This window comes from Pseudomonas abyssi, from assembly GCF_002307495.1.
Lineage (GTDB): Bacteria > Pseudomonadota > Gammaproteobacteria > Pseudomonadales > Pseudomonadaceae > Halopseudomonas > Halopseudomonas abyssi.
Map to the genome: position 1 here is coordinate 1 of NZ_NTMR01000012.1, position 23,224 is coordinate 23,224.

Here is a 23,224-nt window from a genome sequence, read left to right on the forward strand (position 1 = left end):
GCGGCTTGAAGCTTGCCGCTACCGCTAGGCCAGCGTTGCTGGCCTAGCGGTCCGCACTAACCTGAAACGTATCCGACAACTGATGCAGCCGTGATGCGGTTTCCTTGACCTGCCCGGAGCTGGCGCGCAGCGCGATGATCACCTGGCTCATGGACTGGGTGGCTACCGCTACATGGCCGGCCTGACGGCCGTGCTCCTTGCTGTTGGTGTCCATCACCGAGATCACCTCGAACAGCTCCTCCACCGTCTTGTGCAGCATGTCATTGTCGTCCGACGCACTGGCGGCTTGCTGCAGCTGATGGTCAACATCCGCCACGCCCCGCTCCATCACCACCACCGTCTCCCGGGTGGCATCACGAATGGTGGTAATGCCCTGACTGATCTCCTCTGCGGCTTTCGCCGTGCGTGAGGCCAGTGCCCGCACCTCATCAGCCACCACGGCAAAACCACGACCATGCTCACCGGCCCGCGCGGCCTCGATGGCGGCGTTCAGCGCCAGCAGGTTGGTCTGACTGGTGATGTCGGTAATCAGCGAGACCATGCCGACGATGTCGCCGGTGCGCTTGTCGAGCTCCTGAACGCTGGCTGCGGAGCTTTCCACAATGTTGCGTATCTTGCGCGTTCCGCTGCTTACGGTATCCAGGCGCTCTCGCGCCGCATCGACCACGCTGGCCATGTTGGCCTTCATCTGCGCGGCAGTTTCAGCGGCGGCCGTCACCGTCTGCAGCTGCGCTTCGATCATGCTGAGCATCTGTTGAATATTGGTGGTCACTTCCTCGGCGGTGTCACTGGCCTGCTGATTGCGCCCCAGCATCTGCTCGCTGTTCTGCAGTGCGTGTCGACTGGCCTGCTTGACCCGGCCCACGATGGTATCGAGATTGTCGATAAAGCTGTTGATCCAGCGTCCCAGCTCACCGGTCTCATCGGCAACCAGACGCGTGGTGTCCATACGCTGGCTGAGGTTGCCCTCGCCCTCGGCGATATTGCGGATGATTTCCGTCATGCGCCCCAGCCGGCGAGCGAGCTTGCGGGTCGCGGCGAAGCGAAACCACAGGCCCGCGCCCAGCAGCACCGCCAGGTGCGCCAGATGCATTGTCCACCCTTGCAAGCCCAGCCAGGCAAAGCCCAGCTGAGCGCCAAACACCAGCAGCGCCAATACCCAGAACTGGGTCATCAGCGAAAAGCTGAGCGAGCGATAACGGTACACCTCTTCCAGATCGGCCTCGCACATCATGCCCCAGCGGTCGGGTGAGCCCGGCAAACTGAAGGTCACGCCCTTGCCGATAACCGGGATATGCCGGTAGTCGGAGTATCCCGGGTATTTCACATAGAGGTTTTCGCCGTGGCGAATGGTTTCACGCACCCCGGGATGCAGCTCACCGGTGGCCGGGTCGGTAAAGCGCACCTCAAACTCGGTGTGCTCTCGTACGCTGACCGTGCCCCAGGCCGTCTTGATGCCGCTTTTCAGGTTGTCGCCGTGACTGAAGGTACTGTCTTCGAAGCGCGAGCGGGACAGCGCACGGCCCGGCTCGATGCTCGGGTTGAAGCGCGACTCGACCATGAAGATGTAGTTGTCGCCGGACTCCTGGTAGATGTGCCCGGCTTCGCGCTGAATCAAGTCACCCAGCACGTCGTTGGGTATCCGGGCGCACAGACAGCCGAGAGGCTCCCCGGCGGCGCTGCTCAGCGGCTGGTAAAACATCAGCGTCACCGCATCATGGAAGCTGGAGGTGGACGGCCCCAGCTGGCGGGTACGCGAATCAACGAAGGGGCCGTGGAGAAAGCGATGCTGCAGGCCGGCCCGGATCGCCTGGGCATCCGGCTGCAGACCGGCCAGCTCACCGGCGCTGCTGCACAGCGGCACACCGGTGCTGTCGAGCACAAACAGCTCGGATGCGTCGGGCAGCTTGTTGCGCAGCTTCAACAGCGTCGCCTGATCCAGCTGCGTCAGGTCTTCACCGAGTTGCTGGGCAACACTCAGCAGGCCACTCCACTGGTTTTCGCACCATTGCTGCAGCAACCGCACCCGCGTCGCGGCAAAGCTGTTGAAGATCGATTCCAGCTGCGCATAGCGGTTCTGGTTGACCCGGCAAGCCCAGCCCATGGCCAGCTTGCCGCTGGGACCAAACCACGGCAGCCAGCGACGCTCGGCTGCAGACAGATTCATTTGATCGCTTCGAAGAGTCACGGTGGCAGCCTCGCAGAGTCAGTCGGATCCTGAGTTCTGCAAGAAGCGCACCAGCCATAGTGGCAACCCGCCATATCGCTGCATCGCCCCCCTTAGCAGGAGGGGGGCAACAATCGCGCACCAACATAGATCACACCAAGATGCACCTCGGTACAAATGCACCAAAAAGGTTACCATCTTGTCCAAATGGTCGAGTTTTGCGGGCTGCACGACGGTAGGCCCACTCGACCCGCCGACAACTCGCCCTAGATCAGTGCAACAGGCGATACCGGCGAGCCCACCGCACCCGGCAACCGCAGCGGCGGTGCGGTCAGCAGAAAGCGGTTGCGCCCGCTGCTGCGGAGCTGCTGCGCCAGCTCGGTCAGGTACCAGAGTTCGCCCAGGTGAATACCCAGCTTGAACAGGCAGTGCTCATGCAGCGGCAGCGCAGCACAGCAGCCATCGCCCGCCCGCGCGGGATACGCTTCGACCGCGTAATTGTCGGCAATCAGCACACTCAGGCCTGACTCGGTAATCCACTGCAACAGTGCCGGATCGCGCCCGTCGAGCACCGCGCAGCTCGTTGCCAGGCGTTGCGCATCGGGCTCGCGCGCCATCTCCAGAATGACGTCAGCAAACCCGGTATACAGGCAAACCATGTCGCCGGGCTCCACCATCACCCCGTCGGCCTGCATGATCTGCTGCAGACGCGCGTAATCCACCAGTACCCGCTCGCGACCGCAGTGGCGCGCCAGATCAATCAGCACCGCGCGGCCGCTGACCGCCGTCTCGGCCATCTTCTCGATACCCAGCCGCGCGGCGTTGACGCCCTCCAGCGCGTCTTCGTGGCCGGCCGGGCCACAGATGTGCTCCCCGGCCTTCCAGCCGTTGTAATACAGCGGCTCGGGCACACCATCGCCGTCCGCATCAAACAGCGCCCCGACGTGCGACAGCGCATCCCACTGGGTCGAGTACTGGGTATACAGCAACACCGCATCGTCACTGACCACGTCGGTAAAGTCCGGATTCAGACGCTGCAGTTCAAAGTTGTAGTTGAGCTTGTCGGCACGCCCGGAGGTAAAGCGCCGGGGCGGATGACGCAGGCGGTTAAGCGCATTGCCGCCGGGGTAGTCGAGCGGTAGGCTGAGACAGAAACTGCGCCCCTCGCGCACCTCGGCCACGCCCTGCAGCACCTTGTCGGCGGTCAGCAAATTGAGCCGCCCCAGTTCGTCGTCAGCACCAAAGTCACCCCAGTTCGAGCCCTCCGGCCGATGTGTCCAGCGCATGCGCCTCTCCTGTTTGTTGTTGTGATTGTTCGACAATGCCACGCAATGTGAACACGGAACCATCGCGGCAACGGTGGATCAATGAGCGTGTTGTGTCCGCATAATCAGAAACAGAGGCGCCAAAGGCCGCCCCAGGGGGTCGCGTCCAGGCCGTCGGCGTGCTTTACTTGCGCGTCTTTTTTCAGCCGCCGCGCCAGCGCGCCCGGCTACCTTCAACTCACGGAGAACAGCGTCAACATGGATTGGCTGCAGGTCGTCATCCTGGCAATTGTTCAGGGCATCACCGAATTTCTTCCCGTTTCCAGTTCCGCCCACCTGATTCTGGTCCCGGTCCTGACCGACTGGCCGGACCAGGGCCTGGCCTTTGACGTCGCCCTGCACCTGGGCAGTCTGTCAGCGGTGCTGATCTACTTCCGCAGCGACATTCTCAACATGTTGCAGAGCTGGACCCGCTCGCTGCATACACGCCAGCTGGACGCCGACGCCAAGCTGGCCTGGGCGGTTATTCTGGGCACCATTCCGGTCGGCCTCGCTGGCCTGCTGCTGAAAGATACCGTGGAGACGGTGCTGCGCTCTCCCGTCTACCTGTCGATCGGACTGATTGGCTTTGGTCTGCTGCTGGGCTGGGCGGACTGGCGCTTTCGCGGTAGCCGCAGTGAATATCAGATGAACTGGAAGGATGTGCTGTTCATTGGCTGTGCGCAGGCACTGGCGTTGTTTCCGGGCACCTCGCGCTCGGGCATCACCATGACGGCGGCACTGATGCTGGGCCTGAGCCGGGAAGCCTCGGCGCGTTTCTCGTTCCTGTTGTCGATCCCGGTGATCGTGCTGGCCTGCGGCCTGGAAACCATCGAGCTGATCAAGAGCCAGGTCGCCGTGGACTGGCTGCAGATGGCTGCCGGCGTGGTGCTCTCCGGCATCAGCGCCTACCTGTGCATCCACTACTTCCTGGCCTTCATCAAGCGCATCGGCATGCAGCCCTTCGTGGTGTACCGCATTGTGCTGGGTGCGCTGCTGCTGTGGATCTTCCTGTAACCCGCGACCGGCGCCGATGACAGCTTGAGCGCCCACCCAGCGAGGCGCTCAAGCCGCTGCCAATCAATCGGCGAGGTGCCGAGTCTGCTGCAGCATGGTCTCCAGCTCCGCCGCCGGCATCGGTCGGTTATACAGATACCCCTGCCCCAGATCGCAGCCCAGCTCGTGCAGCAGCGCCTCCTGGGCAGCGGTTTCCACGCCCTCGGCAATCACCTTCAGCTGCAGGCTCTTGCCCAACGCGATAATCGCGCGGGCCATGGCGCTGTCGCTGTCGCTGCACGGCAGATCCACCACAAACCCGCGATCGATCTTCAGCTTGTGCACCGGCATACGCTTGAGCCGCAGCAATGACGAATGCCCAGTGCCGAAATCATCAATAGCCAAGCCCACACCCAGTGCCGCCAGGTGGTCCAGCAACGCCACGCCCTGCTCACCGAAGTCCATCATTTCATCCTCGGTAACCTCCAGCTCCAGGCACTCGGGCGGCAACCCGCAGCGCTCCAGCGCGTGCTGGACGCGCGCGGCGATGTCCCCCCGCTCCATCCAGAACCCGGACATGTTGACCGCCACCGAGCGAAGATCGTAACCACCATCCCGCCAGCTGCGCAGCTGGCGACAGGCTTCATCCAGCACGTACTCGTCAATGTCGGCGATCAGGCCAGTCTGGCGCGCCACTGACAGGAACTCTCCGGGGGAAACCAGCCCACGCACCGGGTGCTGCCAGCGCACCAGCGCCTCGACACTGACCCAGCGGCCACTGTCCAGGGCTTTTTGCAACTGATAGTGCACGCACAGCTGGCCACGCTGAATGGCTTCGTGCAGGTCGGTTTCCAGAGCCAGCCGACGTCGCGCCTGCTCGGTCAGGTCCTGGGTATAAAAGGCGTAGCTGTTGGGTCCGCGTTGTTTCGCCACCGACATCGCCGAGTCGGCGTTCTTGAGCAGTTCAGCCCCGTCAGCAGCGTCTGTGGGGAACATCGCCAGACCAACGCTGGCACTCATGTGCACCAGGTGCCCCACCAGGTCAAAGGGGGTCTGCAGCAGCTGCAGAATGTGTTCTGCCAGCTTACCCAACTGTTCAACCCCCAGCGGACGCTCCAGCAACAGGGCGAATTCATCGCTGCTCAAACGTGCCAGGGTATCGCTGTCATCGCACACCTGCAGAATGCGCTGGGCCACCAGCTGCAGCAATTGGTCACCGGCGTTGTGTCCCAGACTGTCGTTGACGCCCTTGAAGCGATCCAGGTCGATAAACAACAGCGCCAGCTCGCTCTCCTGGCGACGGGTACGCGCCATCGCGGTGTTCAGGCGTTCGGTGAGTAGCAGACGATTGGGCAGCTTGGTCAACGGGTCGTGGTGGGCCAGATAGTCAATTTCTTCCTGGGTGCGCTTGAGCGTGCTCATGTCGGCAAACACGGCGACAAAATGGCTAAGCTCACCGCGCTGGTCACGCACCGCGATAATGTTCTGCCACTGCGGATAGATTTCGCCATTCTTGCGCCGATTCCAGATCTCCCCGGACCAACGGCCACAGCACATCAATTGCTGCCACATCTGGCGGTAAAAGTCGCTGTCGTGACGGCCGGACGCCAACAGGCTCGGCTGGCGCCCGATCACTTCTTCGGCACGGTAGCCGGTAATCTTGCAGAACGCGTTGTTGACGTCGACGATGTTCTGCCCGGCATCACAGATCAGCATGCCCTCGCTGGTGCAGTCGAACATCACGCCGGCCTGAAGCAGCCGTGTCTCCCGCGCGACCTGCTCGCTGACATCGCGCAGCACGCCAACCAACCGCGTGGCGCGGCCTTCGGCGTCGCGCAGAGCACGCCCACCTGCATGCACCCAGCTGACCCCGTTCACAGGCCGGGCCAGGCGATAGGTAATGTCCAAGCGTTCGGTGGTGCCCCTCAGGTGCTGCACCAGGGCCGCATGCACGGCTGCGCGATCCTCTGCGGCCAGCAGGTGCTGCCAGTCTCCCAACGGCGAACTGCCGACCGGCAGGCCGAATAGCTCGCAGCTGCGCGGCGACAGGTACAGGCTCTGGTTGTCGATATCCCAATCCCAGATACCGTCGTTTCCGCCACTGAGCGCCAAGTCAAAGCGCTCGCGCTCAAGGCGCAGCGCCTCCTCCTGCTGTCGACGACGGCGCAGGTGGTAACGGACGAAAAAGAACAGCAAGGTGCCGGTAACCAGCACAAAACCAATGCCTTTCAGCGTCTGCAGACGCTGCTGGTCTTCAAGCTCCAACATCAGCAGCAAAGCGTCGCTGAACAGCACCCACAGGGTCGCAACCAGCAGGTAAGACAGGGTGACGACCCAGGCACGCGCGGTGGAGGTCATGCCAGCCTTCCGCAGCGGGCAATCAACATTCGGTAACTAAAGCAGTCGGGTCGGGGCGACCCGCGGTCATGTTCATCGTACATCTGTTGGTCCATAATCGGCCCGACGCAGGCCTGATGCCTGCGTATTCTAACGAGGTAATCTGGCTTTATGTGGTACAACGGCTTACTTGATATGTCTGTGTGGCAACTGATTGCAATCACGCTTGTCCTGACGCACGTTACCATCGTCAGCGTCACAGTCTACCTGCACCGCTACTCAGCGCATCGCTCTCTTGAGCTGCACCCGGCGCTCAAGCACTTTTTCCGCTTCTGGTTGTGGCTCACCACCAGCATGAACACCCGCGAGTGGACAGCTATCCACCGCAAGCACCACGCCAAGTGCGAAACCCCCGACGACCCTCACAGCCCGGTCCACAAGGGCCTCGGCACGGTGCTGCGCAAAGGCGCAGAACTCTACATGGAAGAGGCCAAGAACGAGGAGACGCTGCGCATCTACGGCAAGAACTGCCCTGATGACTGGATCGAGCGCAATCTCTACAGCCGCTTCCCGATCGCTGGCGTGACCCTGATGGCACTGATCGACCTGGCACTATTCGGCGTGCTTGGCATCACCGTCTGGGCGGTTCAGATGATGTGGATCCCGGTGCTCGCCGCCGGTGTCATCAACGGTCTGGGCCATGCGCTGGGCTACCGCAACTTCGAGTGCCGCGACGCGGCCACCAATATCCTGCCCTGGGGCATCCTGATTGGTGGCGAAGAGCTGCACAACAATCATCACACCTACCCCAACTCCGCCAAGCTGTCAGTGAAGAAGTGGGAGTTCGACATGGGCTGGCTGTGGATTCGCCTGTTCAGCCTGGTCGGTCTGGCCGAGGTGCGCCGCACCGCGCCGATTGCCCACCGCGTCGAGGGCAAGCAGACACTCGATATGGACACCGCCATGGCGATTCTCAACAACCGCTTCCAGATCATGGCCCAGTATCGCAAGCTGGTCATCAAGCCCGCGGTGCGCAGCGAACTGGCGCGCATGGATGAGTCGGTTCGCCACCTGTTCCGCCGTGCCAAGCGCCTGCTCAGCCGCGAAACCAGCCTGCTGGACGACCGCCACCAGGCGCGCATCCAGACCATGCTGGAACACAGCCAGGCACTCAAGGTGATCTACGAGAAGCGCCTGGCGCTGCAGCAGATCTGGGGGCGCACCAGCGCCAACAGCCACGAGATGCTGCAGGCTCTGAAGGACTGGTGCAACCAGGCCGAAGAAAGCGGCATCAAGGCGCTGCAGGAGTTTGCCGACTCGCTGCGCACCTACTCGCTGCGCCCGGCCAGCTGACAAACGCGGGTCGCCACGACCCGCATTCAGCGCTAGACTCGCCAGACAGCACCAATCACAACAAAGGTAGCAGCGGATGCGTGCCTTACTGCCAACCCTCTTGCTGGCCAGCCCCCTGGTGCTGGCCGGCAACATATACAAGTACACCGACGCCAACGGTGTCACCACCTATACCGACCAGCGGGTCGAAGGTGCCCAGGTCATCGTGTTCCGCGATGCCATGGTCGAGAACGTCGACCGCGAGGTGTACGTCACCAAGAAGCGCCACGCCGGAGGCGAGACGCTGATCGTGCATAACGACCTGTACGCGCCGGTGGAGATTCGCCTGACCATCAGCAACGCCCAGAATGTGCTTGGGGTGCCGGCTGCCCCCATCGAGTGGGTACTGCCGCCACGCCAACAGATTCGCCTGGTCACCCTGCAACCGACCGCCGACGGCGCACCAAGTTACGACTACCGGCTGGAGCACGCTCTAGGCGACCCCCGAGCCGAACAGACCCTGACTCACTATCCGCTGCCCTGGCGCGGCGGCCCGTTCCGCATGACCCAGGGACCCGGTGGCCGCTACAGCCACAGCGGGCCCAAGGGCCGCTATGCGATCGACATCGCGATGCCGGAGGGCACACCCATCGTCGCGGCGCGCGCCGGTCAGGTAGTGAAGATCGAGAACAATCAAAGCGGCCGCGGCACCAACCCGTCAGGCAACTTTGTACGCCTGCTGCACGACGACGGCACCATGAGTGTCTACCTGCACCTCAAACGCGGCTCGGTGCAGGTCCGCGAAGGGGAGCGCATCAACCCAGGACAGTTGCTGGCCCTGTCGGGCAACACCGGCAACAGCACCGGTCCGCACCTGCACTTTGTGGTGCAGAAGAACGTTGGCCTGCAGACCGTCTCCATCCCCTTCGAGTTTGCCCAACCGGTCGACAGCCTGCCGAATTTCGCTATCGGCGGCGAGCCCTGAGCCTGGGAGCTACTGGATCCTAAATTACAGGCAACAAAAAACCCGCTCGAGAGCGGGTTTTTTGTCAGCAAGCGAAGATCTTATTTGATCTTGGCTTCCTTGTAGGTCACGTGCTTACGCACGACCGGATCGAATTTCTTGATTTCGATCTTGTCGGGAGTGGTGCGCTTGTTCTTGTCGGTAGTGTAGAAGTGACCAGTACCGGCAGAAGACACCAAACGAATCAATTCACGCATGATGATGCTCCTTAGACTTTTTCGCCGCGGGCGCGGATTTCAGTCAGCACGGCATCAATGCCGCGCTTGTCGATGATGCGCATGCCCTTGGCGGAAGTGCGCAGACGAACGAAACGCTTTTCCGACTCAACCCAAAAACGATGGTACTGCAGGTTAGGCAGAAAACGACGCTTGGTTTTGTTGTTAGCGTGGGAAACGTTGTTCCCAGTAACCGGGCCCTTGCCGGTCACCTGACATACTCGAGACATGGTTAACCCTCTCCAACCACTTGCCCAACCCGAACTGGTTGGAAGCCATAAAAGAATCTGTTGTCCAGCCGGGGCGAGCGGATTTAACCCGCCTGAAAAACATGCATAACAGGCGCAGCCCCGAGAAGAGCGGAGCTTTATACCAAAAAGCGTCAACACAGGCAACGACTTTTCCTACGCAATGTCATCACAGCAACCCGCGCTCGGCCATGGAAACCGGGTCGCCATCGCCGATCACCAGATGGTCGAGCACCCGAATATCCAGCAGCGCCAGACTCTCGCGCAGGCGCCGGGTCAGCTGCAGGTCTGCCTGGCTCGGCTCGGCCACACCCGACGGATGGTTATGGGTCAGGATCAAGGCCGCTGCATTGTGTGCCAACGCCCGCTTGAGCACTTCACGCGGGTAGACGCTGGCGCTGTCGATCGTGCCACGAAACAATTCCTCAAAGGCGATTACCCGATGCTGGTTATCCAGAAACAGGCAGGCAAATACCTCATGGGGCAACGCGGCCAGCTGGCTGCGCAAAAAGGCCCGCACCGCACCCGGCGAGGTCAGTGCATCGCCGCGCTTGAGGTCCTCGAACAGATGCCGCCGACCCATTTCCAGCACCGCCTGCAGCTGTGCGTACTTGGCAGACCCAAGCCCGGGATGGGCGGAGAACTGACGCAAATCGGCCTGTAACAACGCGCGCAGACTGCCAAAACGGGTCAACAGCTGACGCGCCAAGTCCACCGCACTGCAGCCGGGCAGACCGGTACGCAGAAAAATCGCCAACAGCTCGGCGTCAGACAGGGCCGGCGCTCCCTGACTCAGCAACTTCTCTCGCGGTCGTTCACTGACCGGCCAATCGGTAATCGGCATGGACTCTCCCTGTCGTGCAACAGCACTGTGCTGCGCAGCGCCACACATGGCGGCTGTGCTATCGTAGCGGGCATTTCGCGGGGCCTCCAACGGCGCCACGCGCAGCATGAGGGCGAGTTCACAATGCAGTCGTTATTCAACAAGCAGGTGGTGCTGGGCGTCAGTGGCGGCATCGCCGCCTATAAAAGCGCCGAGCTGATTCGCCGCCTGCGCGATGCCGGCGCCGAGGTACGGGTGGTCATGACCAACGCCGCGCGCGAATTCATCACGCCGCTGACCCTGCAGGCGCTGTCCGGGCACCCCGTGCACGGCGACCTGCTGGACCCGGAAGCAGAGGCCGCGATGGGCCATATTGAACTGGCACGCTGGGCCGACCTGGTGCTGATTGCACCGGCCACTGCCGACCTGATGGCCCGCCTGGCCCAAGGCCGCGGCGACGACCTGCTGACCACCCTGGTGCTGGCCACCGACGCCCCCATCGCCATCGCGCCGGCCATGAACCAGGCGATGTGGCGCGACGCCGCCACCCAGCACAACCTGACTCAGCTACTGGCGCGCGGCGTGAAGGTGTTTGGACCCGGTGACGGCGGCCAGGCCTGCGGCGACGTCGGCCCCGGCCGCATGCTGGAGCCGACCGATATCGCCGCCCGCGCCAGCGAGTGCTTCGAGCGCGGACTGCTGAGCGGGCGTCATGTGTTGATCAACGCCGGACCGACCCGCGAAGCCATCGACCCAGTGCGCTACATCTCCAACCACAGCTCCGGCAAGATGGGCTTTGCCCTGGCCGAGGCGGCCGCCGAAGCCGGCGCGCGCGTCACCCTGGTGGCCGGGCCGGTCAACCTGCCCACCCCTGCCCGCGTTCAGCGTATCGACGTGATCAGCGCGCAGGACATGCTCGACGCCTGCCTGGCCGCGCTGCCGGCCGATGTCTTCATCGCCTCCGCCGCGGTAGCCGACTACCGCCCGGCAAGCGCAGCCGAGCAGAAGATGAAGAAGGACGCCACCAATGAAGACGGCCTGACGCTGACGCTGGTGCGCAACCCGGACATCCTCGCGACCCTGGCAGACCACAGCCAGCGTCCCGCCTGCTGCGTCGGCTTTGCTGCCGAAACCCACGACGTGCTCAGCTATGCTGCCGACAAGCTGCAGCGTAAAAAGCTGGACCTGATCATCGCCAATGATGTCAGCCAGAGCGGGATCGGCTTTAATAGTGACGACAACGCCGTCACCCTGATTGACCGCCAGCTGGAACGCTACAGCCTGCCGCAGGCCAGCAAGCAGAAACTGGCCCGCCAAATCATCGCCCGGCTCGCCGGGCAACTGAACGACTAAGGACTCCTGATGCACGCGCTGCAAGCAAAAGTACTGGATGCCCGCCTGGGCCACGAATGGCCACTGCCGAGCTACGCCACCGAAGGCTCCGCCGGGCTCGACCTGCGCGCCATGCTGGAGGCCCCGCTGACCCTGGCACCGGGCCAGACCGAGCTGCTGCCCACCGGGCTGGCCATTCATATTGCCGATCCCGGACTGGCGGCGATGATCCTGCCGCGTTCAGGTATGGGCCACAAGCACGGCATCGTGCTGGGCAATCTGGTCGGGCTGATCGATTCCGACTATCAGGGCCAGTTGATGGTCTCCTGCTGGAACCGCAGCAACAGCGCCTTTACCATCAACCCGGGCGAGCGCATCGCACAGCTGGTTCTGGTCCCGGTCTTGCAGGCTCAACTGCAGATTGTCGAGGAGTTTGACGACAGCCAGCGCGGCGCCGGTGGGTTTGGCCACACAGGGACTCACTGACCGGCGTACCCGATCATGTTCGCAGGGAGGCAAATAAGAAGATGAAACTCAGCCGAAAAGCATCCACCACCAGCAAGCCCGCCGGGCTGCCCAGCGTCAACCTGCCGGTCGGCCTGGCCATGGCCGGCATTGCCGCAGCCGCCGCTGTGCTCTGGGTCGCCATGAGCGGCTACGCCAGCAGCCTCAACCAGGCACTGGTCAAGGGCTACGCCAGCCAGCAGGTCAGCGGCCTGAATCAGGGCATGGCACAACTGGATCGCGACCTTACCCGCATCGCTGCCAACCCGCAGCTGCAGGTCGCCCTGAGCCAGGGCGGCAGCCCCACCCTGGACCGCCTGCTCAGCTATCACCAGGCCGACACCCTGGGCATCTATACCCACGCTCCCGGCCAGGCAGAACGCATTGAAAGTGGCGCAGCACCGCTCAACTTCGCTGCGCTGGACATGATTCGCCGTGCCGAGCGGGACCTGCCCGTTCCGGTCGAAGCCCACCAGATTGGCGACCAATGGTTGCTGTACGGCGTCAAGCCGCTGCGCGCCTCCCCCAACGCGCCGGCCAATGGCACCCTGACCGCCGTCATGCAGCTGTCGCGGATGCTCGGCAGTTTGCCCGCGCTGGCCGACGGTGATGGCCGCGTGCGTCTGATTCAGCAGTTTCCAGGCGGCCCTGAACAAGTGCTGTTTGACCAGGGCGAGGGCCGCGGCGACAGCATTCGACTGGCGACCGACAATCCCGCCTGGCACATCGACTTTCAACCCGGGCGGGGGCTCTCCAGCGTGACACCGAACCTCCTGCTGCTGGTGGCCAGTGCCCTGCTGGCCCTGCTGGGCGGCCTGTTTGCGCTGCTGCTGCTGCAGCGCGGCTGGACCGCGGCAGTGCGTGCCGACGCCAACACCCTGACCCAGCTCACCCTGGGCCACAAGGCTGGCGGCCTGACACTGGGCCCATTGGAAGCACCCGCGCAGAACATCATGCAGCTGGTCAAGCGCAGCGGCCAGACGGTCGGCGCCAATAGCCCGCGCGAAGACGCCACCAAACCCGTCGCTGCCAAGCCGGCGCAACCGCTCGACAACGAGCTGAGCAACCCCATCTTTCAGCCCAACGAAGTCCTGGATATCGACATTCTCGACGAAGACGACCCCTTCGCAATGCAGGATGGCGACGGACAGGCGAACAGCGCCCAGGCCATCCCGGCCCTGCCGGCAGAAATTTTCCGCGCCTACGATATCCGCGGCGTAGTTGGCAAAAGCCTGACCGAAGAAGGCGTGTATTGGCTTGGCCGCGCGATTGGCAGTGCCTCGCTGGACGCCGGAGAAGCGCGCGTGCTGGTCGCCCGTGACGGCCGCCTGTCCGGTCCGGCGCTCAGTGAACAGCTGATCCAAGGGTTGATGGACAGCGGCTGCCAGGTGAGCGATATCGGCATGGTGCCGACCCCGGTGCTGTACTTTGCCACCCACACCAGCGGCGCCACCTCCGGCGTGATGATCACCGGCAGCCACAACCCCCCGGCCTACAATGGCCTGAAGATCGTGGTCGCCGGCCAGACCCTCTCGGGCGATCAGATCAGCGCCCTGCACCAGCGCCTGCAGCAGAACAACCTGCGCGTCGGCAATGGCAGCCGCGACCAGCTGGAGGTGCTGGACAGCTACCTGCAGCAGATCGTCGACGACGTGGTCATTGCCCGCCCACTCAAGGTGGTCGTCGATTGCGGCAACGGGGTTGGCGGCGTCATTGCCGAACGCCTGCTCGAAGGTATCGGCTGCGAGGTGATTCCGCTGTACTGCGATGTCGACGGCCTGTTCCCCAACCATCACCCGGACCCGGGCAAGCCGGAGAACCTCACCGACCTGATCGAGATGGTCGAGCGCAGCGGCGCCGACCTGGGTGTCGCCTTCGACGGCGATGCCGACCGTCTGGGCTTTGTCACCGACAAGGGCGAGCTGATCTACCCCGACCGTCTGATGATGCTATTCGCCGAAGACATCGTTACCCGCAACCCAGGGGCCGACATCGTCTTTGATGTGAAGTGCTCGCGCCAGTTGCCCAGCATCATCAGCCAGGCCGGCGGACGCCCGGTGATGTGGAAGTCCGGCCATTCGCTGGTCAAGGCCAAAATGAAGGAAACCGGCGCCCTGCTCGGCGGCGAGATGAGCGGCCACCTGTTCTTCAAGGAGCGCTGGTACGGTTTTGACGACGGCCTCTACAGCGCCTGCCGTCTGCTGGAGCTGTTGTCCATGCAGCCCGACAGCGCCGATGCCGTGATGACCCGCTACCCCGCTGGCATCAGTACCCCGGAGATCAACCTGACGGTCGGCGAGGAGCGTAAATTCGAGATTATTCGCGCGCTCACCGAGCAGGCCGACTGGGGCGAAGGCCAGGTCACCAACCTGGACGGTATACGTGTAGACTTTGCCCACAGCTGGGGCCTGATCCGCGCCTCCAACACCACACCGGTGCTGGTGATGCGCTTTGAAGCGGACAGCAGCGAGGAACTGAACCGGGTCAAAACCCTGTTCCGCGAGCGCCTGCAGGCGGTAGCGCCTGACCTCAAACCCACATTCTGAACCACCGCAGGAGACATCAGAGCATCATGTTGAGTCGCGACGCCGCCGCCCAGGTTTCCCGGGTACTGACCGAAGCGCTGCCCTACATCCAGCGCTTTACCGGCAAGACCATCGTTATCAAGTACGGCGGAAACGCCATGGAAAACGATGAACTGAAGAACAGCTTCGCGCGCGACATCGTGCTGATGAAGACCGTCGGCATCAACCCGGTGGTAGTCCACGGCGGCGGCCCGCAGATCGGCGACCTGCTCAAGCGCCTGAATATCGAAAGCCAGTTTATTGAAGGCATGCGCGTGACCGACAGCCAGACCATGGACGTGGTCGAGATGGTACTCGGCGGCCAGGTCAACAAGGACATCGTCAACCTGATCAACCAGCACGGCGGCAGCGCCATCGGCCTGACCGGCAAGGATGCAGGCCTGATCAAGGCACGCAAGCTGAAGGTCAGTCGCCACACCCCCGGCATGGACAAGCCCGAGATCATCGATATCGGTCATGTCGGCGAGGTCTCCAGCGTCAATGCCAACCTGATCAACCGCCTGGTCTCCGATGACTACATCCCGGTGATCGCACCCATCGGCGTGGGTACCGACGGCGCCTCCTACAACATCAACGCCGACCTGGTTGCCGGCAAGGTCGCCGAGGCACTGGGCGCCGAGAAGCTGATGCTGCTGACCAACATCGCCGGCCTGATGGACAAGGAAGGCAAGGTCCTGACCGGCCTGAGCACCACCCAGGTCGATGCCCTGATTGCCGACGGCACCATCTACGGCGGCATGCTGCCGAAGATTCGCTGCGCACTGGATGCGGTGCAGGGCGGCGTCGGCAGCGCCATCATCGTCGACGGCCGGGTACCCAATGCGGTGCTGCTCGAACTGTTCACCGATACCGGCGTCGGCACCCTGATCACCAACCAGGAGCGCGAAGCCTGATGCTCAAGAGCGATTTCCGCTTCAGCACGCCGCTGCGCGTGCGCTGGTCCGAGGCCGACCCGCAAGGCATCGTGTTCAACGGTCACTACCTAAACTACGTGGATGTCGGCGTGACCGAGTACTACCGCGCATTGCGCGCGGCGGCAGGGGCACAACCGGGTGAAGGGCTGGATGGCAGCGAGTTTTTCGCCGCCAAGACCGTGCTGGAGTACAAGGCGCCGGCGCTGTTCGACGACCTGCTGGATGTACATCTGCGCGTAGCCTACTTCGGCAACAGCAGCATGCGCTTTGTCGCGGCGATCTACCGCGCTGACGAGCTGCTGCTGACCGGCGAAGTGGTTTACGTGCATGCGGATCAGACGAGCCGTCGACCAACGCCCATTCCCGACAGTTTCAAACAAAGCGTGAGCGCGTTTGAGTGTCTGGCGCCGGAGCAGGCAGCGCCGGCGGTACAGGGCTGAAAAGACAAGCCGCCCGCCTGACGGCGGTGCGGCTCAGTCGTCGCCCAGCAAAAACTCCAGCCGCTCGCGCTTGCGGGCAAAGTCCTCGCGAACCTTGACTGCCTCCTCCTCCTGGCGCTGAATCAGCCGCTGCAGGCGGGCCGTCTCGGCATCCACGGCAGCCAGCTGATCCAGAATCGACTGATCGACTGTCTTGCCGGCGCGCTCCTGGTCGGCAGCGCGCGACTGCAAGGTCTCGCGCTCATCGCGCAATTCGGAAATATTGGTTTTGGCTGCGGTGATCTGGTTGTCAATCTGCAGCAACTGGCGCTGCTGCGCGCGATCCAGGTCGGCAACACTGCTGTACAGGCGCAATAGCGTGGCATCGGCAGCGTCACGCTGCGCCTGCTCTTCCAGCGCCGCGCGGCGCGCCTCCCGTTCAGCAGCGGTCGGCGCCGCCGGCACAACGAGCTTGACTCGCCCATGGGCGTCGAGCACTTCGTAACCACGACTGATGAACTTGGGCGGCACCCGACTATCGAGCACGGTGACACCCTTGTCGTCGACATAGCGATAAAGCTCGGCCATCGTCTGCGCCGACCACAGCAGGGTCAGCGCCAGCGCAGCGTTTGTTATCTTCCATTGCATCGCAGGCGGTTCCTTTCCGTTCCCGAGGCGTTCAACGTGAACCGTATCAGGTTAATGGCCAGTTGGCAGCATATCGCCCGTTGGCAGCGTTGATCAAAACCACTATAGCTGTCGCCTGCGCGGACGGAAGGCTCAGATACCGTACTCGGCCCGATAGGCCTGGACCGCCGGCAGGTGCTGCTGCAGCTCGGCATCGTCCTGGATGAACGCCATCACCTGATTCAGGCTGACAATGCTGATCACCGGAATACCGAAGTCCCGCTCGACTTCCTGAATCGCCGACAGCTCGCCCTGGCCGCGCTCCTGACGGTCCAGCGCGATCATCACGGCAGCCGGGGTCGCGCCTGCCTGCTGAATGATCTGCATGACTTCGCGCACGGCGGTACCGGCAGTGATCACATCGTCGATGATCAGCACACGACCTTCCAGTGGCGCACCAACCAGCGTCCCGCCCTCGCCATGGTCCTTGGCTTCCTTGCGGTTGAAACAATAGGGCAGATCACGGTCAAAGCTGTCAGCCAGGGCAACAGCGGTCACCGCCGCCAGCGGGATGCCCTTGTAGGCCGGGCCAAAGATGACATCCACGTCGGGCAAATCGCTATGCACCAGTGCCTGGGCATAAAAACGTCCGAGTCGACTCAGCGAGCCGCCATCGTTAAACAGGCCAGCGTTAAAAAAATAGGGGCTTTTACGGCCCGACTTGAGGGTAAATTCGCCAAATCGCAGGACGTTGCGATCCAGGGCAAAACGAATGAATTCCCGCTGATATTCGTGCATCTGCACCCTCATCATTAACAAAACTACATAAAGGTCGGGTATCATACACCCTGCTTTTTTGGGGAGCCACGCATGCGAATCATCAGTCTCAATGTCAACGGAGTGAAGGCCGCCGCCGAGCGGGGTCTGTTTGACTGGCTGCGCACCCAAGACGCCGATGTCATCTGCCTGCAGGACATCCGTGTTACCGCCCCCGAACTCGAGCAGGATCCTTACTGGCTGGACGGCTACTGGCAGTATTGCTTTGAAGCCGAAACGCCCTCCCAGGGCGGTGTCGCCATCTACACCCGCACCGCGCCCAAAGCCATCATCATGGGATTGGGCTTCGAGACCGCCGACCGCTACGGCCGCTTCATGCAGGCCGACTTCGACAAGGTCAGCATCGGCTCCCTGCTACTGCCCTCCGGCCGCGACGGCGACGCGGACCTGAACCAGAAATTCAAGTTCATGGACGACTTTGCCGGCTACCTGAACAAGCAACGGCGCAAGCGCCGCGAGTTCATTTACTGCGGCTCACTCTACGTTGCCCACCTCAAGCTGGATGTAAAGAACTGGCGCGACTGCCAGAACGAGCCCGGTTTCATGGCACCAGAACGCGCCTGGATGGATGAAATCTTCGGCACCATGGGCTATGTCGACGCGACCCGCGAGGTGACGCGCGAGTCCGAGCTGTACAGCTGGTGGCCGAACAGCGAGCAGGCTGAAAACCTCAACCTCGGCCTGCGCTTTGATTACCAGTTTCTGACGCCCGGGCTGCGCCGCTTCGTCAAGCAGGCGAAGATCCCGCGCAATGTCCGCTTCTCCCAGCACGCTCCGGTCATCATTGATTACGACTGGACGCTGAGTATCTGACAGCTGGAAATAGTCTAGGCGTACCGGCCTGAGTGCAAGCGCACCGGCAGGATCAGCCACAGAAAAAGCCCCCGCAGCCGTTGGTTGCAGGGGCTTTTTTCGTCTACTTGATCAGGCGCCAGCAGAACGGATAGCGGTAGGCGGTGCCTTCGTTGGACTTGATGGCGGCGATGATCACCAGCACCAGGGCCGCAATACCAACCACCCACGCCAGCAGAATGCCGATCAACACCAGCATCAGCAGCACGCAGACCACCAGCATCAGGGTAACGGTGATCTGGAAGTTCAGCGCTTCCTTGCCCTGATCGTCAACAAAGGGGTCCATGTCCTTCTTCAGCTGCCACACAATCAGCGGGCCAATCAGGTTGCCAAACGGCAGCACGCAGCCCAGCAAGGCAGAGACGTGGGCGATCAGCGCCCACTGACGCGCCTCCGAACTGGGCTTGCCCGGTGGTGGCTCGGGGGCTTCTACGGCGGGATCAACGGGGTCGGTCATGGGGCACTCCTTGCATGTGCGGTAAAGAACAGAGTGCCCGTTTTAACAGACTTGTGCGTTACTGCCTACCGACGCGATCTCAGTCTGCCAAGGCCGCCTGCTGCAGGCTGAACAGCTGCTCACAGCCCTGACGTGCCAGCGCGAGCATGGCGTTCAGGTCGTCGGCGCTGAACGGCGCCGCCTCGGCCGTGCCCTGTACCTCGATAAAGCCGCCCTTGTCAGTCATGACGACGTTCAGGTCGGTATCGGCGGACGAATCCTCAGGGTAGTCCAGATCCAGCACGGGCACGCCTTTATAGATACCCACCGAGATGGCCGCAATCATCTGCACCTCGGGCACCTTTTTCAGCGCACCGCGCTGCTTCATGGCACGCAGAGCGTCGACCAGCGCGACACAAGCGCCGGTGATGGAGGCGGTGCGGGTGCCGCCATCGGCCTGAATGACGTCACAGTCGATATACAGGGTGTTTTCACCCAGCGTCTTCAGGTCAACCGCCGCGCGCAACGAGCGGCCGATCAGGCGCTGAATCTCCAGGGTACGACCACCCTGCTTGCCACGGCTGGACTCACGCTGCATGCGCGAGCCGGTCGAGCGCGGCAACATGCCGTACTCGGCGGTGATCCAGCCCTGGCCGCTGCCACGCAGAAAGCGCGGTACACCGGCCTCGACACTGACGGTGCAGATCACCTTGGTATCACCGAATTCAACCAGCACCGAGCCCTCGGCATGCTTGGTGTAGTGGCGGGTCATGCTGACCTGGCGCATCTGGTCAGGGGCGCGTTCGCTGGGGCGTTTCATCATCTGGGTCCTTGTACAGCGGGGAGGAAGTGCGCGGAGTATAGCAGGCCAACGTCTGCCACCGCTGTCTCAGCCGCGCGCCAGAGATTACCCAGGCGCACGCTGCCGAGGTTACAATGCCTGCCGAACCATCGACCACCGACAGGGAAGCAAGACACCATGGCCAATAGCATGACCGCCTTTGCGCGCAGTGAACTCAGCACCGATCAGGGCAACCTGGCTTGGGAGCTGCGCTCGGTCAATCATCGCTATCTGGAAGTCACCCTGCGCCTGCCCGAAGCTTTCCGCGAGCTGGAAGGCCCATTGCGCGAGCTGCTACGCAAGCAGGTGGCCCGCGGCAAGGTCGAGTGCACTCTGCGCTTTAACCCGGCCGAGCAGCAGTCCAGCGAACTCAGCCTGAACCAGCCGCTGCTGGACCAGTTGATCCGCACCACCGAGCAACTCGGCGCTCGCTTGCAGAACGCCGGCCCGGTCAACCCGCTGGAGCTGCTGGCCTGGCCTGGCGTGGTGATTGGCGAGAAGGCGGATCAGGGCGACTTGGTCAAACAGGCCCGGACGCTGTTCGACCACGCGCTCAAGGAGCTGAAGGAGCACCGCGCCCGCGAAGGCGCCGAGCTGAAGCAACTGATCGAGGACCGCCTGAGCAGCATCAGCGAGCGCACTGCGGTGATCCGTGACATGATGCCGACCCTGCTGACCGCCCACCGGCAGAAGCTGATCGACCGCTTCAACGACGCCAAACTGGAGCTGGACAGCACCCGCGTCGAGCAGGAAATCGTGCTGCTGGCGCAGAAGATCGACGTCGCCGAAGAGCTCGACCGCCTCGATACCCATGTCGCCGAAACCCGCCGCGTACTGGACAGCAAAGACGCCATCGGCCGCCGCCTGGACTTCCTCATGCAGGAATTCAACCGCGAAGCCAACACCCTCGGCTCCAAGGCCATCGATACCCGCAGTACCCAGGCAGCAGTAGACTTGAAGGTGTTTATCGAGCAGATGCGCGAGCAGATTCAGAATATCGAGTAAGCCGATACCGCTCCGTTGCGGAACGGCATCACCTTTGCGCAGGGTTACTCCAAGGAAACCCGGATGGCGATCGGATACTCATCACAGTTGTGCCCGGCACCGCCGCGATCGACCACCAGAAACTCCCCTTCGCGCTCCAGTACCGACTGAATCGCATGCCAGGTACCGATACGGTAGTTGACGCCCTGGCGGCCGTCAGTAATGAAGGCGCGGACTTCTGTGGGGTCAATCGCATCGCCCGGCGGCGCCACCACGATCAGGAACTGCTCCTCGTGCAACGGCATGAAGGCCTGACTGCCGAGCGGATGCCGCTCGAGAAAAGTCAGCTCCAACGGCACGGTGACCGGCTGGCTGACGAAGATGCTGATCAGCACTCGTGGCGACTCGCCGGCCACCTCGACCTTGGCCAGATCGTGATGGCGACGGGTGCGGCCCGAGTTGATCATGAAGTACTCGGAGCTGCGCGAGTCGATTACCTCACCGAAGGCCGCGAAGGCCTCCGGTGTCAGGGGTTGGGCCGTCAGCTCCAATACGTCAGTGCTCATCCCCTGCTCCTCAACGGCCAAAGGTCGGCAGTTTCATATGGCGGTTGACGTCCTTGTACAGCAGGTAGCGGAACGGGCCGGGGCCGCCGGCGTAGCAGGCCTGCGGGCAGAAGGCACGCAGCCACATGTAGTCGCCGGCTTCCACCTCGACCCAGTCCCTGTTCAGCAGGTAGACCGCCTTGCCCTCCAGCACATAGAGGCCGTGCTCCATGACGTGGGTCTCGGCGAAGGGAATCGCGCCGCCCGGCTGGAAGTTGACGATATTCACGTGCATGTCGTGGCGCATGTCGCTCATGTCGACAAAGCGGGTGGTGCTCCAGGCGCCATCGGTGCCAGGCATTTCCAGCGGCGTAATGTCGTTTTCGTTGGTAACGAAGGCTTCCGGCACGTCAACGCCGTCAACTTTCTCGTAGGCCTTGCGCACCCAGTGGAAGCGCACCACAGCACCGCTGTCGTTGCGTACCTGCCAGTCACTGTTCGGCGGGATGAAGGCGTAACCGCCCACGTCCATCTGGTGAGCCGTCCCGTTCAGGGTCAGCGTCAGGCCGCCCTCAACAATGAACAGCACGCCTTCGGCGGTCGGGTCGGTTTCCGGCTTGTCGCTGCCGCCGCCGGGCTGCACCTCCATGATGTACTGCGAGAAGGTCTCGGCGAAACCGCTCAGCGGACGTGACAACACCCACAGACGGGTGCCGGTCCAGAACGGCAGGTGGCTGGTGACGATGTCGCGCATCACGCCCTTGGGAATCACCGCGTAGGCCTCGGTGAAGACCGCGCGGTCGGTGGTCAGCTGGGTCTGCGGCGGATGTCCGCCGGTCGGCGCGTAATAGCTGCGGGGGGTCGATTGCTTGGCCATGCTTACTCCTGATGTTGAACCGGGTGGTGGGTTGCCCAGTGGTGGGCAATGTCGACACGGCGTGTCACCCACACCCGATCATGGGATTCGATGTAGTCCAGAAAGCGCTGCAGCGCCCGGAAACGGCCTGGTCGCCCAATCAGGCGGCAGTGCAGACCGATCGACAGCATCTTCGGCGCCTCTTCACCTTCGGCATAGAGCACATCGAAGGCATCTTTCAGGTACTGGAAGAAATGCTCGCCGGTGTTGAAGCCCTGGGCCGCGGCAAAGCGCATGTCGTTGGTATCCAGCGTGTAGGGGACGATCAGATGGTTGTGCAACTGGCCCTGGCTGTCGGCCTCGCGGGTCCAGAACGGCAGGTCATCGCCATAATAATCGCTGTCGTAGGTAAAACCACCCTGATCGAGCAGCAGACGCCGCGTGTTAGGGCTGTCGCGGCCGGTGTACCAGCCTTCGGGCTGGGCGCCATACAGCCGCTGGAAGATCTCCATGGCGCGCTGCAGATGCTCGCGCTCCACCGCCTCGGGGATGGTCTGGTAGTGAATCCAGCGCCAGCCGTGGCAGGCCACTTCATGGCCCAGCTCGACAAACGCCTGCGCCAGCTCAGGGTGACGCTCCAGCGCCATGGCCACGCCAAACACGGTGAGCGGCAGACCACGGCGCTCGAACTCGTTAAGGATGCGCCAGACACCGGCACGCGAGCCGTACTCGTAGATCGACTCCATGCTCAGATGACGGTCATCGAAGGCCGCAGCGCCGATGATTTCAGAGAGAAACTGCTCGGAATGGCTATCCCCGTGCAGCACGCAGTTCTCGCCGCCTTCTTCATAGTTGAGCACAAACTGAACGGCGATCCGCGCCTTACCGGGCCAGTTGGCGTGCGGCGGGGTGCGGCCGTAGCCCACCAGGTCGCGGGGATAATCTGCGCTCTGAACCATGAGAAATCACCTCTGCAATTAAAAGAAAAACACCAGCGGCGGCTGTTAATCGACATAACCGCCGCTGATTCGATGTCGTAGATGCCA

The 23,224-nt window shown here is 62.8% G+C and carries 23 protein-coding genes; 10 read left to right on the forward strand and 13 right to left on the reverse strand.

What is annotated here, in order from left to right; genetic code table 11:
* Positions 1-43: 43 nt before the first annotated feature.
* Together CNQ84_RS10430 and CNQ84_RS10435 are read right to left on the reverse strand one after the other, a co-directional pair.
* The gene (locus CNQ84_RS10430) at positions 44-2,167 is read right to left on the reverse strand and encodes a methyl-accepting chemotaxis protein (protein WP_096004822.1); all 2,124 of its coding nucleotides are present in this window, start codon (positions 2,165-2,167) and stop codon (positions 44-46) included.
* 266 nt (positions 2,168-2,433) lie between these two features.
* The gene (locus CNQ84_RS10435) at positions 2,434-3,453 is read right to left on the reverse strand and encodes a cyclase family protein (protein WP_096004823.1); all 1,020 of its coding nucleotides are present in this window, start codon (positions 3,451-3,453) and stop codon (positions 2,434-2,436) included.
* 237 nt (positions 3,454-3,690) lie between these two features.
* Between CNQ84_RS10435 and CNQ84_RS10440 the strand changes: the two genes are divergently transcribed.
* Complete coding sequence (locus tag CNQ84_RS10440; RefSeq protein WP_096004824.1) at positions 3,691-4,488, forward strand: undecaprenyl-diphosphate phosphatase; 798 nt, start codon at positions 3,691-3,693, stop codon at positions 4,486-4,488.
* A gap of 63 nt (positions 4,489-4,551) precedes the next feature.
* Here the strand turns inward: CNQ84_RS10440 and CNQ84_RS10445 are convergent, their stop codons facing one another.
* Positions 4,552-6,825 carry a putative bifunctional diguanylate cyclase/phosphodiesterase gene (locus CNQ84_RS10445; RefSeq protein WP_096004825.1) on the reverse strand — a complete coding sequence of 758 codons (2,274 nt, stop codon included), beginning with the start codon at positions 6,823-6,825 and terminating at the stop codon, positions 4,552-4,554.
* 150 nt (positions 6,826-6,975) lie between these two features.
* Between CNQ84_RS10445 and desA the strand changes: the two genes are divergently transcribed.
* Positions 6,976-8,157 carry a delta-9 fatty acid desaturase DesA gene (gene desA, locus CNQ84_RS10450; protein ID WP_096004826.1) on the forward strand — a complete coding sequence of 394 codons (1,182 nt, stop codon included), beginning with the start codon at positions 6,976-6,978 and terminating at the stop codon, positions 8,155-8,157.
* A gap of 76 nt (positions 8,158-8,233) precedes the next feature.
* Complete coding sequence (locus CNQ84_RS10455) at positions 8,234-9,121, forward strand: peptidoglycan DD-metalloendopeptidase family protein (RefSeq protein ID WP_096004827.1); 888 nt, start codon at positions 8,234-8,236, stop codon at positions 9,119-9,121.
* Between the two features lie 80 nt (positions 9,122-9,201).
* Here CNQ84_RS10455 and rpmG read toward each other — a convergent pair whose 3' ends face one another.
* The 3 genes from rpmG to radC all read right to left on the reverse strand — a co-directional run bounded on the left by rpmG (position 9,202) and on the right by radC (position 10,467).
* Positions 9,202-9,357, reverse strand: coding sequence for a 50S ribosomal protein L33 (rpmG, locus tag CNQ84_RS10460; protein WP_083723973.1), 156 nt, complete (start codon positions 9,355-9,357; stop codon positions 9,202-9,204).
* A gap of 11 nt (positions 9,358-9,368) precedes the next feature.
* A complete protein-coding gene (rpmB, locus tag CNQ84_RS10465) occupies positions 9,369-9,605 on the reverse strand; it encodes a 50S ribosomal protein L28 (protein ID WP_083723971.1) in 237 nt (78 codons plus the stop codon).
* A gap of 187 nt (positions 9,606-9,792) precedes the next feature.
* Positions 9,793-10,467 (reverse strand): RadC family protein, encoded by a 675-nt coding sequence (gene radC / locus CNQ84_RS10470; protein WP_096004828.1) that lies wholly within the window; start codon positions 10,465-10,467, stop codon positions 9,793-9,795.
* A 123-nt stretch (positions 10,468-10,590) separates the two neighbouring features.
* Here radC and coaBC point away from each other — a divergent pair, with 123 nt between their 5' ends.
* The 5 genes from coaBC to CNQ84_RS10495 are packed head-to-tail and all read left to right on the forward strand — an operon-like array spanning position 10,591 to position 16,221.
* Positions 10,591-11,799 (forward strand): bifunctional phosphopantothenoylcysteine decarboxylase/phosphopantothenate--cysteine ligase CoaBC, encoded by a 1,209-nt coding sequence (gene coaBC, locus CNQ84_RS10475; protein WP_096004829.1) that lies wholly within the window; start codon positions 10,591-10,593, stop codon positions 11,797-11,799.
* 9 nt (positions 11,800-11,808) lie between these two features.
* Positions 11,809-12,264 carry a dUTP diphosphatase gene (dut, locus tag CNQ84_RS10480; RefSeq protein ID WP_096004830.1) on the forward strand — a complete coding sequence of 152 codons (456 nt, stop codon included), beginning with the start codon at positions 11,809-11,811 and terminating at the stop codon, positions 12,262-12,264.
* Between the two features lie 41 nt (positions 12,265-12,305).
* On the forward strand, positions 12,306-14,828 hold the full coding sequence (locus CNQ84_RS20920) for a phosphomannomutase/phosphoglucomutase (protein ID WP_096004831.1): 2,523 nt from the start codon (positions 12,306-12,308) through the stop codon (positions 14,826-14,828).
* Positions 14,829-14,851: 23 nt separating this feature from the next.
* Positions 14,852-15,760, forward strand: a complete 909-nt coding sequence (gene argB / locus CNQ84_RS10490) for an acetylglutamate kinase (protein ID WP_096004832.1) — start codon at positions 14,852-14,854, stop codon at positions 15,758-15,760.
* Complete coding sequence (locus CNQ84_RS10495; RefSeq protein ID WP_096004833.1) at positions 15,760-16,221, forward strand: acyl-CoA thioesterase; 462 nt, start codon at positions 15,760-15,762, stop codon at positions 16,219-16,221. The genes argB and CNQ84_RS10495 overlap by 1 nt, the downstream gene beginning before the upstream one ends.
* Positions 16,222-16,254: 33 nt before the next feature.
* On the opposite strand, the gene CNQ84_RS10500 is transcribed toward CNQ84_RS10495, so the two are convergent.
* Together CNQ84_RS10500 and pyrE are read right to left on the reverse strand one after the other, a co-directional pair.
* Positions 16,255-16,848: a DUF4124 domain-containing protein gene (locus tag CNQ84_RS10500; RefSeq protein ID WP_096004834.1), complete on the reverse strand. Its 594-nt coding sequence runs from the start codon at positions 16,846-16,848 to the stop codon at positions 16,255-16,257.
* A 132-nt stretch (positions 16,849-16,980) separates the two neighbouring features.
* Positions 16,981-17,625: an orotate phosphoribosyltransferase gene (gene pyrE / locus CNQ84_RS10505; RefSeq protein WP_096004835.1), complete on the reverse strand. Its 645-nt coding sequence runs from the start codon at positions 17,623-17,625 to the stop codon at positions 16,981-16,983.
* 72 nt (positions 17,626-17,697) lie between these two features.
* Here pyrE and CNQ84_RS10510 point away from each other — a divergent pair, with 72 nt between their 5' ends.
* Positions 17,698-18,477 carry an exodeoxyribonuclease III gene (locus tag CNQ84_RS10510; RefSeq protein WP_096004836.1) on the forward strand — a complete coding sequence of 260 codons (780 nt, stop codon included), beginning with the start codon at positions 17,698-17,700 and terminating at the stop codon, positions 18,475-18,477.
* Positions 18,478-18,580: 103 nt separating this feature from the next.
* Here the strand turns inward: CNQ84_RS10510 and CNQ84_RS10515 are convergent, their stop codons facing one another.
* Complete coding sequence (locus CNQ84_RS10515) at positions 18,581-18,973, reverse strand: DUF4870 domain-containing protein (protein WP_096004837.1); 393 nt, start codon at positions 18,971-18,973, stop codon at positions 18,581-18,583.
* A 79-nt stretch (positions 18,974-19,052) separates the two neighbouring features.
* Positions 19,053-19,772 carry a ribonuclease PH gene (gene rph / locus CNQ84_RS10520; RefSeq protein WP_096004838.1) on the reverse strand — a complete coding sequence of 240 codons (720 nt, stop codon included), beginning with the start codon at positions 19,770-19,772 and terminating at the stop codon, positions 19,053-19,055.
* A gap of 159 nt (positions 19,773-19,931) precedes the next feature.
* On the opposite strand from rph, the gene CNQ84_RS10525 reads away from it, so the two are divergent.
* Positions 19,932-20,798 (forward strand): YicC/YloC family endoribonuclease, encoded by an 867-nt coding sequence (locus CNQ84_RS10525; RefSeq protein ID WP_096004839.1) that lies wholly within the window; start codon positions 19,932-19,934, stop codon positions 20,796-20,798.
* Positions 20,799-20,842: 44 nt separating this feature from the next.
* Here CNQ84_RS10525 and CNQ84_RS10530 read toward each other — a convergent pair whose 3' ends face one another.
* From CNQ84_RS10530 to puuE, 3 genes are read right to left on the reverse strand one after another with little or no spacing between them, the layout of a single operon-like run.
* Positions 20,843-21,343, reverse strand: coding sequence for an ureidoglycolate lyase (locus tag CNQ84_RS10530; protein WP_096004840.1), 501 nt, complete (start codon positions 21,341-21,343; stop codon positions 20,843-20,845).
* A 10-nt stretch (positions 21,344-21,353) separates the two neighbouring features.
* Positions 21,354-22,199, reverse strand: coding sequence for a bifunctional allantoicase/(S)-ureidoglycine aminohydrolase (locus CNQ84_RS10535; RefSeq protein ID WP_096004841.1), 846 nt, complete (start codon positions 22,197-22,199; stop codon positions 21,354-21,356).
* A 2-nt stretch (positions 22,200-22,201) separates the two neighbouring features.
* Positions 22,202-23,137: an allantoinase PuuE gene (puuE, locus tag CNQ84_RS10540; RefSeq protein WP_096004842.1), complete on the reverse strand. Its 936-nt coding sequence runs from the start codon at positions 23,135-23,137 to the stop codon at positions 22,202-22,204.
* Positions 23,138-23,224 lie beyond the last annotated feature (87 nt).

Excerpts from the sequence above, each read along its gene's own strand:
- rpmG (WP_083723973.1), bottom strand. The coding sequence starts at position 9,357 with ATGCGTGAATTGATTCGTTTGGTGTCTTCTGCCGGTACTGGTCACTTC.
- CNQ84_RS10430 (WP_096004822.1), bottom strand. The coding sequence starts at position 2,167 with ATGAATCTGTCTGCAGCCGAGCGTCGCTGGCTGCCGTGGTTTGGTCCC.
- radC (WP_096004828.1), bottom strand. The coding sequence starts at position 10,467 with ATGCCGATTACCGATTGGCCGGTCAGTGAACGACCGCGAGAGAAGTTG.
- coaBC (WP_096004829.1), top strand. The coding sequence starts at position 10,591 with ATGCAGTCGTTATTCAACAAGCAGGTGGTGCTGGGCGTCAGTGGCGGC.
- desA (WP_096004826.1), top strand. The coding sequence starts at position 6,976 with ATGTGGTACAACGGCTTACTTGATATGTCTGTGTGGCAACTGATTGCA.
- CNQ84_RS10530 (WP_096004840.1), bottom strand. The coding sequence starts at position 21,343 with ATGAGCACTGACGTATTGGAGCTGACGGCCCAACCCCTGACACCGGAG.
- dut (WP_096004830.1), top strand. The coding sequence starts at position 11,809 with ATGCACGCGCTGCAAGCAAAAGTACTGGATGCCCGCCTGGGCCACGAA.
- CNQ84_RS10445 (WP_096004825.1), bottom strand. The coding sequence starts at position 6,825 with ATGACCTCCACCGCGCGTGCCTGGGTCGTCACCCTGTCTTACCTGCTG.
- CNQ84_RS10435 (WP_096004823.1), bottom strand. The coding sequence starts at position 3,453 with ATGCGCTGGACACATCGGCCGGAGGGCTCGAACTGGGGTGACTTTGGT.
- CNQ84_RS20920 (WP_096004831.1), top strand. The coding sequence starts at position 12,306 with ATGAAACTCAGCCGAAAAGCATCCACCACCAGCAAGCCCGCCGGGCTG.
- CNQ84_RS10525 (WP_096004839.1), top strand. The coding sequence starts at position 19,932 with ATGGCCAATAGCATGACCGCCTTTGCGCGCAGTGAACTCAGCACCGAT.
- CNQ84_RS10500 (WP_096004834.1), bottom strand. The coding sequence starts at position 16,848 with ATGCAATGGAAGATAACAAACGCTGCGCTGGCGCTGACCCTGCTGTGG.
- rpmB (WP_083723971.1), bottom strand. The coding sequence starts at position 9,605 with ATGTCTCGAGTATGTCAGGTGACCGGCAAGGGCCCGGTTACTGGGAAC.
- CNQ84_RS10515 (WP_096004837.1), bottom strand. The coding sequence starts at position 18,973 with ATGACCGACCCCGTTGATCCCGCCGTAGAAGCCCCCGAGCCACCACCG.
- CNQ84_RS10495 (WP_096004833.1), top strand. The coding sequence starts at position 15,760 with ATGCTCAAGAGCGATTTCCGCTTCAGCACGCCGCTGCGCGTGCGCTGG.
- puuE (WP_096004842.1), bottom strand. The coding sequence starts at position 23,137 with ATGGTTCAGAGCGCAGATTATCCCCGCGACCTGGTGGGCTACGGCCGC.
- CNQ84_RS10440 (WP_096004824.1), top strand. The coding sequence starts at position 3,691 with ATGGATTGGCTGCAGGTCGTCATCCTGGCAATTGTTCAGGGCATCACC.
- CNQ84_RS10455 (WP_096004827.1), top strand. The coding sequence starts at position 8,234 with ATGCGTGCCTTACTGCCAACCCTCTTGCTGGCCAGCCCCCTGGTGCTG.
- CNQ84_RS10535 (WP_096004841.1), bottom strand. The coding sequence starts at position 22,199 with ATGGCCAAGCAATCGACCCCCCGCAGCTATTACGCGCCGACCGGCGGA.
- CNQ84_RS10510 (WP_096004836.1), top strand. The coding sequence starts at position 17,698 with ATGCGAATCATCAGTCTCAATGTCAACGGAGTGAAGGCCGCCGCCGAG.
- rph (WP_096004838.1), bottom strand. The coding sequence starts at position 19,772 with ATGAAACGCCCCAGCGAACGCGCCCCTGACCAGATGCGCCAGGTCAGC.
- pyrE (WP_096004835.1), bottom strand. The coding sequence starts at position 17,625 with ATGCACGAATATCAGCGGGAATTCATTCGTTTTGCCCTGGATCGCAAC.